Source organism: Actinomadura pelletieri DSM 43383 (assembly GCF_003634705.1).
In the GTDB taxonomy this organism is placed as follows: Bacteria; Actinomycetota; Actinomycetes; order Streptosporangiales; family Streptosporangiaceae; genus Spirillospora; species Spirillospora pelletieri.
Genome location: NZ_RBWU01000002.1, coordinates 585,354 through 599,519 on the forward strand (window position 1 = coordinate 585,354; position 14,166 = coordinate 599,519).

Consider the following 14,166-nt stretch of genomic DNA (forward strand, 5'->3'; position numbering starts at 1 on the left):
ACCGCTGACAGGGACCATTCTTTGGGTCGTTGACCTGCCCGTGAACCGATCATTTCGCTGAGACGGCCAGGGCCGTCCGGACGAAACGGGCGATATGCGGTGACCGGCTGCCCGCCGGCCACAGGGCCAGGGTCCGGTACGGCGCCGCGTCGGACACCGGCCGGTACGCCATGTCCGGCCGGACGTTCCGCGCGGCCAGCGAGGCGGGCACCAGCGCCACGGCCTGACCGAGGGCCACCACTTCCAGGAGTTGGGCGGTGTCCCGAACGGTCGGGCCATCGACGGGCCGGTCCGGGTGCCCGAGCCAGTAGTCGCCGTCGACGGGTTCCGGGGCGCTCCACCTGGGCGCGGGTTCGTCGATCAGGTCGGCGACGCTGAGGACGTCACGGCCGGCGAGTTCGTGATTCGCGGGGAGCGCGGCGACACGCGGTTCGGTGGCCAGCGGTTCGGTGTCGAGGCCGTCGCCGTCGAAGCAGGCGGCGATCGCCACGTCCGCGCGCCCGTCGCGGACCATGGCGGCCTGCTCCCCGAACCCGCTGACGACGACCTGGAGTTCCGGCGCGTCCGGCTCCGCACGGAACCGTTCGTAGACCGCGTGCAGCAGTTCCGTCGCCACCCCCGGTTTCGCGGTGACGAGGAGCGCGCTGCGCGGGGAACCCGCCCGCCGCGTCCGGCGAACGGCGACCTCGACGGAGGAGAGGACGACCGCCGCCTCCTTGGCGAGGACCTCACCGGCGGGGGTCAGGGCCAGGCGACGGCCCGTCCGGTCGAACAGGGCGACACCGAGACGGCGTTCCAGCCGGCGCATCGCCCTGGACAGCGGCGGCTGGGCGATCCCGAGCCGCTTCGCCGCGCGGGTGATGTTCAACTCCTCGGCGACGGCGCGGAAGTAGCGCAACTCGCGGATCTCCGGCTCCGGCATACCGCCAGGGTATGAGGCGGCACCCGATCGGTCTTTCCCTCGCCGGGACGGATGCGGCTGAGATGGACGGCATGAACGCGAACGAAGTCGCCCTCGTCACCGGCGGCAACAAGGGGATCGGCCTGGAGATCGTCCGCGGCCTCGCCCGGCGGGGACTCACCGTGTATCTCGGCGCGCGCGACCCGGGACGCGGTCGCGCGGCCACCGGCGCAATGCCGGACGGCCTGGACGTCCACGTCGTCCGGCTCGACGTGACCGACCCGACGTCCGTCGCAGACGCCGTCGCAACGATCGAAAAGGAGACGGGACGCCTGGACGTCCTGGTCAACAACGCCGGAATCACCCTCGACTGGGGCGTCCCGGTCGACTCCGCCGCCTCTTCCCGGATGCGTGAGGTGTACGAGGTCAATGTCTTCGGCGTCGTCACAGTGACGTCGGCGTGCCTGCCACTGCTCCGCCGATCCGACAACGCGCGGATCGTCAACGTGTCGAGCGGACTCGGATCGCTGACGTTCCTGAGCGACCCCTCACACCCGCTGTCGGCACGCTCGTCCCTCGGGTACGGCACGTCCAAAGCCGCCCTTAACGCGCTCACCCTCGTCTACGCCAACGCCCTGCGCGCCGACGGCATCAAGGTCAACGCCGCCGCGCCGGGAATGGTGCGCACCGACCAGAACGCCGACGCCCCCTTTCCCCGAGGCGACCGCACCCCCGTGGACGGCGCCGCCGTCCCGATCCAGCTCGCCACCCTCCCCCCGGACGGCCCCACCGGCGTTTTCCGCGGCCCCGACTCCCTGGACGAGACCGTCCCCTGGTGACCGGGACGCGAACGGCACGGCACTTGTACTGTGTGCGGCGTGTTCATCGGGCGACACCACGAGCGGGGACGCGTCGCCGGGCTGCTCGCGGACGCTCGTGCCGGACGAAGCGGAACCCTGGTGATCCGCGGCGAGGCGGGAATCGGGAAGACCACTCTGATCGACCAGGTCGCGGCGGACGCCGTGGACATGCGGGTCGTCCGGGGCGCGGGCGTCGAGGCCGAGACGGAACTGCCGTTCAGCGGGCTGCATCTGATGCTGCACCCGCACGGCGACCGGCTCGACGCGCTGCCCGCCCAACAGGCCGCGGCGCTGCGGTCGGCGTTCGGGCTGGCCCCCGGCCCGGTTCCCGACCGGTTCCTGATCGGCGCCGCGACCCTCACGCTGCTGTCGGAGTTGGCGACCGACCGTGCGGTGCTGTGCCTGGTCGATGACGAGCACTGGCTCGACCCGGCGTCGCTGGACGCCCTGCTGTTCGCCGCCCGGCGGCTCAACGCCGACCCGCTCGCCGTGATCTTCGCGGTGCGGGACACCGCCCGACCCTTTCCCGACCGGGGGCTGGAGACCGTCCGGTTGGACGGCTTGGAACGTGCCGAGGCGGCGGACCTCGTCGCGGCCCACGCGCCGGGCCTGACGGTACCGGTGCGGGACCGGCTCCTGGACGAGGCGGGCGGCAACCCGCTCGCGCTCGTCGAACTGGCGAACGCGCTCGGCTCCCGGCCCCCGCTGCACGCCGGGCCGCTGCCCGTGGGCGGGCGGGTGCAGGAGACGTTCCGGCTCCAGCTCGCCGAACTTCCCGACGCGACCCGGCTACTGCTCCTGGTGGTCGCGGCCGACGGGACCGCCGACCTCGGCGTCGTCCTCCGTGCGGCCGGAACGCTGGGCCTCGACGCGGCCGACCTCGGCCCGGCGGAGGAGGCCCGGCTCGTCGTCCTGGACGGCGAGGAGGTCCGTTTCCGGCATCCGCTGATCCGCGCCGTCACCTACCAGAACGCCGCCCACCACCAGCGGATCGCCGTCCACGGCGCGCTGGCCGGGGCACTCGACGGCGACGCGCACGCCGACCGCCGGGCCTGGCACCGGGCCGCGGCCGCGACCGGACCGGACGAGGACATCGCCGCCGAACTCGAACGGGCCGCACGGCGGGCCGACCGGCGCGGCGGAACGGCCGCCGTCGCCGCCGCGTACGAACGAGCGGCACGGCTCAGCACCGAACCGGAGGGCAGGGCCCGCCGGATCGTCCACGCGGCCCGCGCCGCCTACGACGCCGGACGCCCCGACGACGCCACCCGCCTCGCCGAAGAGGCCGCACACCTCACCGGCGATGACGCCGTCATCGCCGAGGCCATGTTCGTCCAAGCCCAGGTCGCCTACGAACGCACCTCGCCGGCCGCCGACGCCGCCCTGGCGCTGAAGGGCGCGCGACTGATCGCGGCCGACGACCCCGAGAAGGCCGTGTCCATGCTGACGGAGGCGGTCTGGTCGGCCCGCGACGCGGGCGCCCACGACCTGGTCCGCGACAGCGTGGAACTCCTCGAAACGGTCCGGCTGCCGGACGGCTCGACGCAGGCCCCGGTGACCGGCGCACTCATCGCCTACGGACGGTCGCCCTGGGCCGTCCCGCCGATGCGAGCGCTGGTCGAGGCCGCCCAAGGCAACCGTGTCGAGGACTTCGTCGAACGCATCATCGCCGGTTTCATCGGCCTCCTGATCGCCGACGACAGCGCCGCGACCGCCCTGCTGGAGAACACCGCCGCGCGGGCCCGAGCCCAAGGCGCCCTCGGCTGGCTTCCGTACATCATGGAGCCCCTCGCCATCGGACGGCTCCTCCTCGGCGACCTGCGCGGCGCCGACGCGGCCGCCGCCGAGGGCCTGTCACTGGCGTCCGACATCGGCATGGACATGCAGGTCATGGCACTGACATGCATCACGGTCCGATCGGAGTCGGACGCCGAACGCAGCCGCTCACTCGCCCCCGACGTCCTGCGGCACGCCGACCTGCACCCGACGAACGCGGCCCTGGCGACCTGGGGCCTCGCCCTCCACGACCTCGCCGACGGCCGCGCCGACGCCGCCCTCGACCATCTGGACGCGGTGTGCTCCGGCCCGGCCCGCCACGACCTGCTGCTCCGCGCCGTCCCCGACCACGCCGAGGCCGCGGTACGCGCCGGCCGCCGCGACCTGGCCCGCACCCACCTGCCCGCCTTCGAGACATGGGCGGCCGCCACATCGTTCACCGCGCACGTCTCGCGCTGCCGCGCCCTCCTGTCGGACGGCGACACCGCCGAGGAGCACTACCGCACCGCGCTGACCCTGCACGGCGACCGCGCCTACGACGCCGCACGTACCCGCCTCCTCTACGGCGAATGGCTCCGCCGCAGACGCCGCCGCACCGACGCCCGCGCCGAACTGACCGCGGCCCGAGACACCTTCGCCCGCCTCGGCGCCGACCGCTGGACCACCCGCGCCCGCGCCGAACTGGAGGCCCTGGGCGACCGTCCGACGGCCCGCCCCGGCGACGCCGACCCCCTGAACCGCCTGACCCCACAGGAACTCCAGGTCGTCCGCCTGGCCGCCACCGGCCTCAGCAACCGGGAAATAGCCGCCCAGCTCTACCTGAGCCCCCGCACGGTGGGCCACCACCTCTACAGGGCCTATCCCAAGATCGGCGTGACCCGCCGCACAGAACTAACCCGCCTCGTATCGGTCACCTGACTTACCTGCGGCGGCCCGCCTGCACGGACGCGTCCGCCAACGGCCCTCTCCAGGACCTCCATTTCGGGTCTGACCTGCATCGTCAGGGGTACGTTCGGCGACCGATGCGGCTTGCGGGGCGCCGCGCCTAACGTCGTGGCCACCTCGAACGAACGGAGAGCATGATGCTTCTGGAGAACAAGACCGCGATCATCTACGGTGGCGGCGGCACGATCGGCGGCGCCATGGCGCGCGGGTTCGCCGCCGAGGGCGCGCGGGTGTTCCTCGCCGGGCGGACGCCCGACACGCTCGACGCCGTCGCCGCGCAGATCCGGGACGCCGGGGGACTGGCCGAGACCGCCCGCGTGGACGCCCTGGACGAGGACGCCGTCAACAGCTGGGTCGACTCCGTCGCGGGGACGGCGGGCAGCGTCGACGTCTCGGTCAACGTCATCTCGCACGACGCCCTGTTCCGTCCGCTGATCGAGATGCCGGTCGACGATTTCGCCCGGTCCCTGGAGAAGATCGCGCGGACGTTCCTGCTGACGACGAAGGCCGCCGCCCGCCACATGGTCAAGCAGGGCTCGGGCGTGATCCTGCACTTCGGCGGCTCCGACAGCACCAACCACATGCCCGGCCTCGGGAACGTGCAGGTCGCCTTCGACATGGTCGAGGCGATGCGCCGCCAGTGGGCGTGCGAGCTGGGCCCGCACTCGGTTCGGGTCCTGTCGATGCGTTCCGGCGGCGTCCCCGAGTCCTTCCCCGACACTCCGGAGACCGCCCAGGTCAGGCAGCAGCTCACGGACGCGACCCTGCTCAAGCGCGCGGCGACCCTCACCGACGTCGGCCGTGTCGCCGCGTTCCTGGCCTCCGACCACGCCGCCAGCATCACCTCGACCCAGGTCAACATCACGGCGGGCGCCCTCGTCGACTGACCGGAGGCGCGCTGGTCATGGCGATACGTAGGAAGTTTCCTACGTTTGACATGTAGGAAGTCTCCTACGTATCGTACGGCGCATGAACATCACGCATGTGCGGCTGCTGACCGTTCCGGTGTCCGACCAGGACGCCGCCAAGACCTTCTACGCGGACCGGCTCGGCTTCGAGGTGGTCACGGACCAGTCCATGGGCCCGGTCCGCTGGCTCCAGGTCGCCCCGAAGGGCGCGCAGACCAGCGTCGTCCTCGCGGACCACATGCCCGGCGTGACGCCGGGGAGCGTGCAGGGGTTGATCCTGGAGACGTCCGACCTGGACGGCGACTGCGAGCGCCTCCGCGAGGCGGGCGTCGAGGTCGACGGGCCGCAGGACCTCCCCTGGGGGCGGCAGGCCACGCTCACCGACCCCGACGGCAACGGCCTGGTCCTCGCCGAGCGCTGACATGGCCGGTGGCGCGAACGGTGTGGACGTCTTCGCGGCGCTGGCCAGCCCCGTCCGACGGGAGCTGACCGCACTGCTGCTGGACGGGCCGCGCCCGGTGAACGACCTGGCGTCCCATTTCGCGATGAGCCGCCCGAGCGTCTCCGAGCACCTGAAGGTGCTGCGGGACGCCGGGCTGGTCAGCGAGCGGCGCAGCGGCCGGCAGCGTGTCTACCGGCTGGAGGCGGGCCCGCTCCGCGAACTGTCCGAGTGGCTGCACCCGTACGAGCGGTTCTGGCGGGAGAAGCTGGCCGACCTGCGGGAACTGCTGGACGAGGAGGAGGACTCGTGACGCCCGTCCTGGAGGCCGCCGGGCTGGTCAAACGCTTCGGTGCCGTGGAGGCGCTGGCCGGGCTCGACCTGGTCGCCGAACCCGGCCGGGTGGTCGCGCTGCTCGGGCCGAACGGCGCGGGCAAGACGACGTTCGTGCGGTCGGTGGCGACGCTCGTCCGTCCCGACGCTGGAACGCTCCGGGTGGACGGGGTCGACGTCGTCCGCGAACCCGGCCGGGTGCGGCGCCTCATCGGCCTGGCCGGTCAGTACGCGGCCGTCGAGGCGGCGATGACCGGCCGCGAGAACCTGGAGATGGTCGCGCGCCTGTTCGGGCGGGGTCGCCGCGACGCCCGCGCGGACGCGCAACGGCTCATCGACCGGCTCTCTCTGGGCGAGGTGGCCGACCGGCTCGTCCGGACCTATTCCGGTGGGATGCGCCGCCGCTTCGACCTCGGCGCCGGCCTGGTGGGCGCGCCGCGCCTGCTGCTGCTCGACGAGCCCACCACCGGTCTCGATCCGCGTAGCCGCATCGAACTGTGGGACGCCATCGGCGACCTGGTCGCCGCCGGAACCGATGTGCTGCTGACCACCCAGTACCTGGAGGAGGCCGACCGCCTCGCCGACCAGGTCGTGATCATCGACCGTGGCCGGGTGATCGCCGAGGGCACGCCGCGTGAGTTGAAGTCCCGGGCGGGAGGCGACCTGGTGGAGGTGCACGTCCGGGACCACGACACGGTCGACCGGGCGATGCGGGCGCTGGAGGGGATCGGCACCGTCCACGCCGACCCGTCCGCGCTCCTGGTGACGATGACCGCCGGGGACCGGCCCGACCGGCTGCTGGAGGCCGTCCGCGCCCTCGCCGACCAGCGCGTCGAGATCGAGGACATCGCGCTGCGCCGCCCGACGCTCGACGAGGTGTTCCTGGGGTTCACCGGTGCGACACCCGAAAGGGCCGCGCCGTGAACGCCGCGAGCATGGGCGCGGCGACCTGGACGATCGCCCTGCGCGGCATCAGGAGGACGCTGCGCACCCCGCAGATCATCGTGATGGGGCTCCTGCAGAGCGTCGCCTTTCTGTTGATCTTCAGATACGTGTTCGGCGGTGCCATCGACACCCGCGGGACCGGCTACGTCGACTACATGATCCCCGGGCTGTTGACGGTGAGCGGCCTGTTCGCCGGGATGAGCGCGGCGGTCGCGGTCGCCGACGACGTCGCCTCCGGCTATCTCGACCGGCTGAGGTCGCTGCCCATGCCACGCACCGCCGTGGTCGCCGGGCAGGTGCTGGCCGACACCGTTCGCGTCGCGCTGATCCTCGCGGTGAGCGCCGCGCTGGCCTTCGCCGTCGGTTTCCGCGTCCATAACGGCTGGGGTCACGCGCTGGCCGCGTTCGGGCTGTGCGTCCTGTTCGGCTTCGCCTTCGTGTGGACGTTCGTCGCGCTGGGCCTGCTCACCGGCGACCCGCAGGCCGCGCAGGGCGTCGGTTTCCTCGCGCTGCCGCTGAGCTTCGTGTCCAGCGCCTACGTTCCGGTGGAGACGATGCCGGGACCGCTGCGCGCCTTCGCCGAGAACCAGCCGGTCACGGTCATGATGGACGCGGTCCGCGGCCTCACCCAGGACGCCGGGCCGTACACGGGCGATCTGACGCGGGCGCTGGCGTGGACGGCCGGGATCATCGCGGTCTCCGCGATCGTCGCGGTCGGCCGCGTCCGCCGGACATGAGAACGGATTCGGGGGATGACATGAGCGGCGAGCCCGCGGCCATCGAAGTGGACGAGTTCCTGCCTCACCCGCCCGCCAAGGTGTGGCGCGCGCTCACCGACCCGGACCGGCTGGCGCGCTGGCTGATGCCGAACGACTTCAAGCCCGTGGTCGGGCACCGTTTCACCTTCGTCACCCGTCCGATCCCGAACATCGACTTCGACGGGACGATCGCCTGCCGGGTCCTCGACCTGGACGAGCCGCGGCTGCTGCGCATCAGCTGGGGCGGCGGAACCCTCGACACGACGGTGACCTGGCGGCTCGTTCCCGAGGGTCGCGGTACCCGCCTGTTCGTCCGGCACGCGGGCTTCGACCTGGACGACCCCGTCCACGCCTTCGCGTTCCGCGGCATGGGCAGCGGCTGGCGCTCCCACGTGATGCGCGCCCTCCGCCGCGTCCTCGACGAAGCCGACTGACCCCGGCCGACCGCTCAAACGGAGGGTTCGAGAGGCGGCCGGTCGGTGAACCAGCTGCGGTGCGGATCGCTGCGGGTGTCCCGTTCGGCGATGCTGCTCTTCTCGGTGAAGAGGATGCGGCCGGCCGCTGAGTCGGTCGGTCGGTCAGAGGGCGGGTTCCAGGGGTGGTTGGTCGGTGAACTGGGTGCGGTACAGGTCGGCGTAGCGGCCTTCGGCCGCCAGTAGGTCGGTGTGGGTGCCTCGTTCGATGATGGTGCCGTCCTCCACGACGAGGATGAGGTCGGCGGCGCGGACGGTGCTGAGTCGGTGGGCGATGACGACGGCGGTGCGGCCGTCCAGGGCCTCGGTGAGGGCCTCCTGGACGGCGGCCTCGGACGTCGAGTCGAGGTGGGCGGTGGCCTCGTCCAGGATCACGACGCGGGGGCGGGCCAGCAGGAGGCGGGCGATGGTGAGGCGCTGGCGTTCGCCGCCGGACAGCCGGTAGCCGCGTTCGCCGACGACGGTGTCGAGCCCGTCGGGGAGGCCCTCGATGAGGGTGTCGAGGCGGGCGCGGCGCAGGACGTCCCACAGTTCGTCGTCGGTGGCCTCGGGACGGGCGAGCAGGAGGTTCTCGCGGATCGAGTCGTGGAACAGGTGACCGTCCTGCGTGACCATGCCGAGCGTGTCGCGGATGGTCTGGAACGACAGGTCGCGGACGTCCATGCCGCCGAGCCGGACGGCTCCGGAGTCGACGTCGTACAGGCGGGGGAGGAGTTGCGCGATCGTCGACTTCCCGGCGCCGGACGAGCCGACGAGCGCGACCATCTGGCCGGGTTCGGCGCGGAACGAGATGCCGTGCAGCACCTCGACGCCGCCGCGGGTGTCGAGGGTGGCGACCTCTTCGAGCGAGGCCAGGGAGACCTTGTCGGCGGACGGGTAGGCGAACCGGACGTCGTCGAACTCGACGGACACCGGGCCGTCCGGCACGGGACGGGTCTCGGGCCTCTCCTCGACGAGCGGTCGCATGTCGAGGACCTCGAAGACGCGCTCGAAGCTGACGAGGGCGCTCATCACCTCGACGCGGGCGCTGGCCAGGGCGGTCAGCGGCGCGTACAGGCGGGTCAGCAGGAGGGCGAGGGCGACGACCGCGCCGGCGTCGAGTTCGCCGCGCAGGGACAGGAACCCGCCGAGCCCGTAGACGAGCGCGAGCGCCAGCGCCGACACCATGGTCAGCGCCGTGATGAAGATGTGCTGCACCATCGCGGTCCGGACGCCGATGTCGCGGACGCGGCGCGCCCGCGCGGCGAACTCGGCCGACTCGCGGGCCGGGCGGCCGAACAGCTTCACCAGCGTCGCGCCCGGCGCGGAGAAGCGCTCGGTCATCTGGGTGCTCATCGCGGCGTCGTGCCCGGCGGCCTCGCGTTCGAGGCGCGCGAGGCGGCTCCCCATACGGCGGGCCGGGAGCACGAACACCGGCAGCAGGACCAGGGCGAGCAGCGTGATCTGCCAGGAGATCCGCACCATCACGCCGAAGGTGAGCAGCACGGTCACGAGGTTGCTGACGACGCCGGAGAGGGTGTCGCTGAACGCGCGCTGCGCACCGATCACGTCGTTGTTGAGGCGGCTGACGAGGGCGCCGGTGCGGGTCCGCGTGAAGAACGCGACCGGCATCCGCTGGACGTGGTCGAACACGGTCGTGCGCAGGTCGAGGATCAGTTCCTCGCCGATGCGGGCCGACAGCCACCGGTTGAGGAGCCCGAGCCCGCCCTCGGCGAGCGCGAGGACGGCGATCAGCACGGCGAGCCACACGACCGTGGACGTGGCCGCCCGGTCGACGATGGCGTCGACGACCTGGCCGGCCAGCACGGGCGTCGCGACGGTGAGGACCGCCAGGGCGACGCTCAGCCCGAGGAACGCCGACAGCGCCCGCAGATGCGGCCGGGCGAAGCGGCCGATGCGGCGCAGGGTGGCCTTGGAGAAGGGCCTGCTGTCGCGCGCGTTCATCGCGTGGTGCAGCGACATCCACGCGGTGACTTCCATGTCCATGACGCACTCCGTCACTCGTCGGCTTGGGACGAGCATGGGACCTCAACGTTGGTTGAGGTCAAGCGTGGTCCCGTCCAGGGACAACGGTGTCGGACGGGTCTGACAGTTTCGAGGGAACACTTCAGAAGGAGATCTTGCGAGGAAGGCGGCACGTGAACATCGACGAGCTCCGGTCCGACACGCCAGGCTGCGCGAACGTGGCCCACCTCAACAACGCCGGGGCCGCGCTGCCGCCGCGTCCCGTCATCGACGCGGTGACGGAACACCTCACGCTGGAGTCGACGATCGGCGGATACGAGGCGGCGGAACGGAACGCGGCCGCCGTCGAACACTTCTATGACGCCGTGGCAAGGCTGATCGGCGCCCGCGCGGACGAGATCGCGTACGTGGAGAACGCCACCCGCGCCTGGGACATGGCCTTCTACGCCGTCCCGTTCGCCGAAGGCGACCGCATCCTCACCACGACGAGCGAATACTCCAGCAACGCGATCGCCTATCGGCAGGTCGCCGTGGCCAAGGGCGTGAGCGTGGAGGTCGTCCCGGACGAGCCCGACGGGACGCTCTCCCTGGACGCGCTGGAGGCCGAACTGGTCAAGGGCAACGTGCGGCTGGTGTCGCTCAACCACATCCCCACCCACAACGGGCTCGTCAACCCGGTCGCGGAGGTCGGGCGGCTGTGCCGGGAGCATGGCGTCCTGTATCTGCTGGACGCGTGCCAGTCGGTCGGCCAGATGCCTGTGGACGTCACGGACATCGGCTGCGACCTACTGTCGGCGACCGGCCGCAAGTTCCTGCGCGGCCCGCGCGGCACGGGTTTCCTCTACGTGCGGCGCGGGATCGTCCGGACGTTGGAGCCGCCCTTCCTCGACCTCCACGCCGCCACCTGGAAGGCCCCGGACGGCTACGAGGTCCACGACGACGCCATCCGTTTCGAGACATGGGAACGGTACGTCGCCGGGCAGATCGCCCTGGGCGTCGCCGCCGACTATGCGTCGGACCTGGGACTGCGGGCGATCGAGGAACGAGTGACAGGCCTCGCGCGGCGCCTCCGCGACGACCTGGCCGCCCTTCCCGGTACGACCGTCCTGGACAGGGGGACGCGACCGTCCGGCATCGTCACGTTCACCGTGGACGGGCACGACCCGTCCGCCATCAAGCAAGCCGCGCGAGCACATGACGTCAACGTCAATGTCACCTATCCGCTGGACCACGGCTATGACACCCGCGCGACACCGGCGGCCGTGCGCGCCTCCGTGCACTACTACAACAACGATGAAGATCTCGACCGCCTGCTTTCCGTCCTCAGACAGACTTGAGACAACCAAGTCTCACTTGAGAGTTCGCCGTCTCCTATGAGATTGTGACATCTCATGGAAGCGAGCATGGAAGCACTCGCCGCGGCGCTCGCCGCCCACCCGGCGGCGAGCATGACGGAACTCGCCGCCGCGGCGGGCATGAGCCGGGCCACCCTGCACCGCCGGTTTCCGAGCCGCGACGCGTTGATCGCGAAGGTCGCGGAGGAGGCCGTCGCGGCGGCGACGGACGCCGTCCGAGTGGCGGCGCTCGACGAGGGCACCGCGCTGGAGGCATGTGAACGGCTCGTCACCGCCCTGGTGCCCCTCGGCAGCCGGTTCGCCGTCCTGCTCCGCGAGGGCGTGTGGGTGGACGAGCTGCCCACCGTCGCCCCGGGCCTGGCGGCCATGGAGCAGGCGGTGGAGACGCTGATACGCCGGGGCCGGACGTCGGGTGAGCTGCGATCGGATCTGCCGGCGCGCTACCAGACGCGACTGTTGCTCAACGCCGTCTTCACGGCATGGGAGGCGGTTCGGGACGGTGACCTCGGCAGCAGGGAGGCCCCCGCCGCGACCACCGCCGCGCTGCTGCGCGGAATCGCGTCATGACCCGGGTGTACTGGCGAACACCCGAGGCGGACGGCCCACCCACGACCGAACACGCACCGGACGAGCCGCCGCCCGCCCGCGTCGACGTGACGATCATCGGAGCGGGTTTCGCGGGACTGTCGATCGCCTGCGACCTTCTCCAGGCCGCCCCCGGCATCGACCTGGTCGTCCTCGACGCCCATCAGGCCGGACACGGAGCGAGCGGACGCAACGCCGGTGGGGTGCTGCCATTCGTCCCTCTGTGGCTGCTGCCCGGTGGCGCGGGCCGGTTCGACCATGCCGCCATGCACCGGCTGCTCTACACGCGGATCGCACGCAGCCCGGCCGGATCCGCTGAATCGGCGGGGCCGGACCACCAGGGAGAGCCCGCGGCCCCGACCCGGATGGCACTGCTCGGACGCTCGCGGCTCCTCATGGCCGGGCTGGACTGGATGGGCGACTCACTGGCCACGGCGGGCTTCCCGGTCAGCCGCTGGTCCGGGAGCGAGACGGCGGAGCACGGCGTTCGCGCCCGAGGCGCGATCGTCGTCGACATGTGGACGATCCAACCGGCCCGGACCGTGGCCGCCCTCGTTCGGGAACTGACCAGGTCGGGTGGACGGCTCCACGAGCACACCCCGGTCGCCGCGGTGACCCCGAGGCCGGATCGGGTGGAACTGCTCCTGGCCATGAAGAACGGCCACGGCGGAAATGTCGCCGTCCCGAAGCGGAGTGCTCGAAGCGGCTCCGACACCTGGGGCACCGGGAAAATGATCGCGAACCGGGTGGTGGTCGCGACCGGCGGCTACACGGCGTCGATCGATCTGCCCGATCCGCCCCCGGCGAAGGTGAAGCACACGTACATGCGCGCGACCGCGACCCCGGCGCTGGAACGATCCAAGCACTTCTTCGTCGCCCCGGGCGGCGGAACCCCGTACTGGCGCTTCCACAACGGAAACCTGCTGTTCGGCGGAGTCGACGAACGTGGCCTCCAGCCCGGCGCGGCCGCGGACGCGCTGCCCACCGCCCACGCGAAGGTGGACCGCCTGCTACGACGCTGGGCACCGGCGTCCGCCGACCTGCGGCCCCGGTGCCGTTGGGGCGGCCCCCTCCATGTCACACCGACCGAGACTCCGCATCTCAGACCGTCAACGGCGAGCGAGCGGATCGTGTACGCGCTCGGCTACTCCGGCAGCGGCGTGGCGCTGACTCTCGCGAGTGGACCGCTCGTCCGCGACCTGGTCCTGGGCGACGCCACCGCCGACCCGGAGGCGGTGGAACTCCGCCGACCCGGAGGCGGTGGAACTCCGCCGCGCGCTCCAGGAGACCCGCCTTCCGAAGCGCGCACTCCCACGAGCCGTGCCACCTGTGGTCGGGCACCTGCTGCGCGGCGGAGCCCACTCCCTTCAGTGAACGACCAGACCTTTCGTCCGCACGACGGGAACGCGCGGAAAGGCGGTGCTCCCAGGCGTCCCAGCGGCGCGTCAGGTGTTGGGACGGGCCGCGCTGATGTCGGCGAGCGCCGATTCCGCGTCCCGCTCCAGGGCCAGGTCGCCGATGGACACGATGCCGACCGGACGACCGTCCTCGACGACGGGAAGCCGACGCACGGACCGTTCCCGCATGAGCCGGACGGCCTCGTCCAGGGAGTCGTCCGGCCCGACCGTCGCGGTGGCGGTGCTGGCGAGACCGCCGACCGGCGCCCGCGTCGGGTCGCCTCCGGCGGCGAGACCCCGGATGACCAGGTCACGGTCGGTGACAAGCCCGATCAGGTCGTCCCCATCGGCGACCAGCACGGCCCCGATGCCCTCGTCGCGCATCGCGCGCGCCACGGTCACGATGTCGAGTTCCGGGGACACCGACGTCGGGGAACCCGTCATGATCTCGCGCACCTTGGTAGCCATCGCTCCCTCCCTGCAGCCTGCGCGGGCAGATCTCCGCCCATGGACAAACCGGGCCCTA

13 protein-coding genes and 1 pseudogene are annotated in these 14,166 nt (G+C 72.1%); 11 read left to right on the forward strand and 3 right to left on the reverse strand.

Translation table 11 applies throughout. The annotated features are described in order from the left end of the window. Window positions 1-49 precede the first annotated feature (49 nt). Entirely contained in the window at window positions 50-922 is an 873-nt protein-coding gene (locus BZB76_RS09440; protein WP_121433912.1) for a LysR family transcriptional regulator, read from the reverse strand. Between the two features lie 71 nt (window positions 923-993). On the opposite strand from BZB76_RS09440, the gene BZB76_RS09445 reads away from it, so the two are divergent. The 8 genes from BZB76_RS09445 to BZB76_RS09480 all read left to right on the forward strand — a co-directional run bounded on the left by BZB76_RS09445 (window position 994) and on the right by BZB76_RS09480 (window position 8,299). After that, window positions 994-1,740: an SDR family oxidoreductase gene (locus BZB76_RS09445; protein WP_121434590.1), complete on the forward strand. Its 747-nt coding sequence runs from the start codon at window positions 994-996 to the stop codon at window positions 1,738-1,740. 39 nt (window positions 1,741-1,779) lie between these two features. Further along, window positions 1,780-4,455, forward strand: a complete 2,676-nt coding sequence (locus BZB76_RS09450) for a helix-turn-helix transcriptional regulator (protein ID WP_121433913.1) — start codon at window positions 1,780-1,782, stop codon at window positions 4,453-4,455. Between the two features lie 161 nt (window positions 4,456-4,616). Beyond that, the gene (locus tag BZB76_RS09455; RefSeq protein WP_246006845.1) at window positions 4,617-5,369 is read left to right on the forward strand and encodes an SDR family NAD(P)-dependent oxidoreductase; all 753 of its coding nucleotides are present in this window, start codon (window positions 4,617-4,619) and stop codon (window positions 5,367-5,369) included. Window positions 5,370-5,451: 82 nt separating this feature from the next. Continuing rightward, a complete protein-coding gene (locus BZB76_RS09460) occupies window positions 5,452-5,811 on the forward strand; it encodes a VOC family protein (RefSeq protein WP_121433914.1) in 360 nt (119 codons plus the stop codon). 1 nt (window position 5,812) lies between these two features. Next, complete coding sequence (locus BZB76_RS09465; RefSeq protein ID WP_121433915.1) at window positions 5,813-6,142, forward strand: ArsR/SmtB family transcription factor; 330 nt, start codon at window positions 5,813-5,815, stop codon at window positions 6,140-6,142. Then, window positions 6,139-7,086 (forward strand): ATP-binding cassette domain-containing protein, encoded by a 948-nt coding sequence (locus tag BZB76_RS09470; RefSeq protein ID WP_121433916.1) that lies wholly within the window; start codon window positions 6,139-6,141, stop codon window positions 7,084-7,086. The genes BZB76_RS09465 and BZB76_RS09470 overlap by 4 nt, the downstream gene beginning before the upstream one ends. Then, the gene (locus tag BZB76_RS09475; protein ID WP_246006846.1) at window positions 7,083-7,844 is read left to right on the forward strand and encodes an ABC transporter permease; all 762 of its coding nucleotides are present in this window, start codon (window positions 7,083-7,085) and stop codon (window positions 7,842-7,844) included. Before BZB76_RS09470 ends, BZB76_RS09475 begins: the two co-directional genes overlap by 4 nt. Before the next feature lie 20 nt (window positions 7,845-7,864). Then, on the forward strand, window positions 7,865-8,299 hold the full coding sequence (locus BZB76_RS09480; RefSeq protein ID WP_121433917.1) for an SRPBCC family protein: 435 nt from the start codon (window positions 7,865-7,867) through the stop codon (window positions 8,297-8,299). Between the two features lie 144 nt (window positions 8,300-8,443). Here BZB76_RS09480 and BZB76_RS09485 read toward each other — a convergent pair whose 3' ends face one another. Further along, window positions 8,444-10,324, reverse strand: a complete 1,881-nt coding sequence (locus BZB76_RS09485) for an ABC transporter ATP-binding protein (protein ID WP_121433918.1) — start codon at window positions 10,322-10,324, stop codon at window positions 8,444-8,446. A gap of 152 nt (window positions 10,325-10,476) precedes the next feature. Between BZB76_RS09485 and BZB76_RS09490 the strand changes: the two genes are divergently transcribed. The 3 genes and pseudogenes from BZB76_RS09490 to BZB76_RS36660 form a co-directional block, all read left to right on the forward strand. After that, window positions 10,477-11,640, forward strand: coding sequence for an aminotransferase class V-fold PLP-dependent enzyme (locus tag BZB76_RS09490; RefSeq protein WP_121433919.1), 1,164 nt, complete (start codon window positions 10,477-10,479; stop codon window positions 11,638-11,640). A gap of 66 nt (window positions 11,641-11,706) precedes the next feature. Beyond that, window positions 11,707-12,225 (forward strand): TetR/AcrR family transcriptional regulator, encoded by a 519-nt coding sequence (locus BZB76_RS09495; RefSeq protein ID WP_170180561.1) that lies wholly within the window; start codon window positions 11,707-11,709, stop codon window positions 12,223-12,225. After that, window positions 12,222-13,430 (forward strand): annotated as a pseudogene (locus BZB76_RS36660) (NAD(P)/FAD-dependent oxidoreductase); the annotation flags it as partial. The gene BZB76_RS09495 and the pseudogene BZB76_RS36660, both read left to right, overlap by 4 nt. Window positions 13,431-13,688: 258 nt before the next feature. Here BZB76_RS36660 and BZB76_RS09505 read toward each other — a convergent pair. Continuing rightward, window positions 13,689-14,108 (reverse strand): CBS domain-containing protein, encoded by a 420-nt coding sequence (locus BZB76_RS09505; protein WP_121433921.1) that lies wholly within the window; start codon window positions 14,106-14,108, stop codon window positions 13,689-13,691. Between the last annotated feature and the right edge of the window lie 58 nt (window positions 14,109-14,166).

Bases quoted from the DNA above. Each gene is read 5' to 3' on its own strand.
- BZB76_RS09495 (WP_170180561.1), top strand. From the start codon at position 11,707: ATGGAAGCACTCGCCGCGGCGCTCGCCGCCCACCCGGCGGCGAGCATG.
- BZB76_RS09480 (WP_121433917.1), top strand. From the start codon at position 7,865: ATGAGCGGCGAGCCCGCGGCCATCGAAGTGGACGAGTTCCTGCCTCAC.
- BZB76_RS09505 (WP_121433921.1), bottom strand. From the start codon at position 14,108: ATGGCTACCAAGGTGCGCGAGATCATGACGGGTTCCCCGACGTCGGTG.
- BZB76_RS09460 (WP_121433914.1), top strand. From the start codon at position 5,452: ATGAACATCACGCATGTGCGGCTGCTGACCGTTCCGGTGTCCGACCAG.
- BZB76_RS09440 (WP_121433912.1), bottom strand. From the start codon at position 922: ATGCCGGAGCCGGAGATCCGCGAGTTGCGCTACTTCCGCGCCGTCGCC.
- BZB76_RS09485 (WP_121433918.1), bottom strand. From the start codon at position 10,324: ATGGACATGGAAGTCACCGCGTGGATGTCGCTGCACCACGCGATGAAC.
- BZB76_RS09445 (WP_121434590.1), top strand. From the start codon at position 994: ATGAACGCGAACGAAGTCGCCCTCGTCACCGGCGGCAACAAGGGGATC.
- BZB76_RS09455 (WP_246006845.1), top strand. From the start codon at position 4,617: ATGATGCTTCTGGAGAACAAGACCGCGATCATCTACGGTGGCGGCGGC.
- BZB76_RS09465 (WP_121433915.1), top strand. From the start codon at position 5,813: ATGGCCGGTGGCGCGAACGGTGTGGACGTCTTCGCGGCGCTGGCCAGC.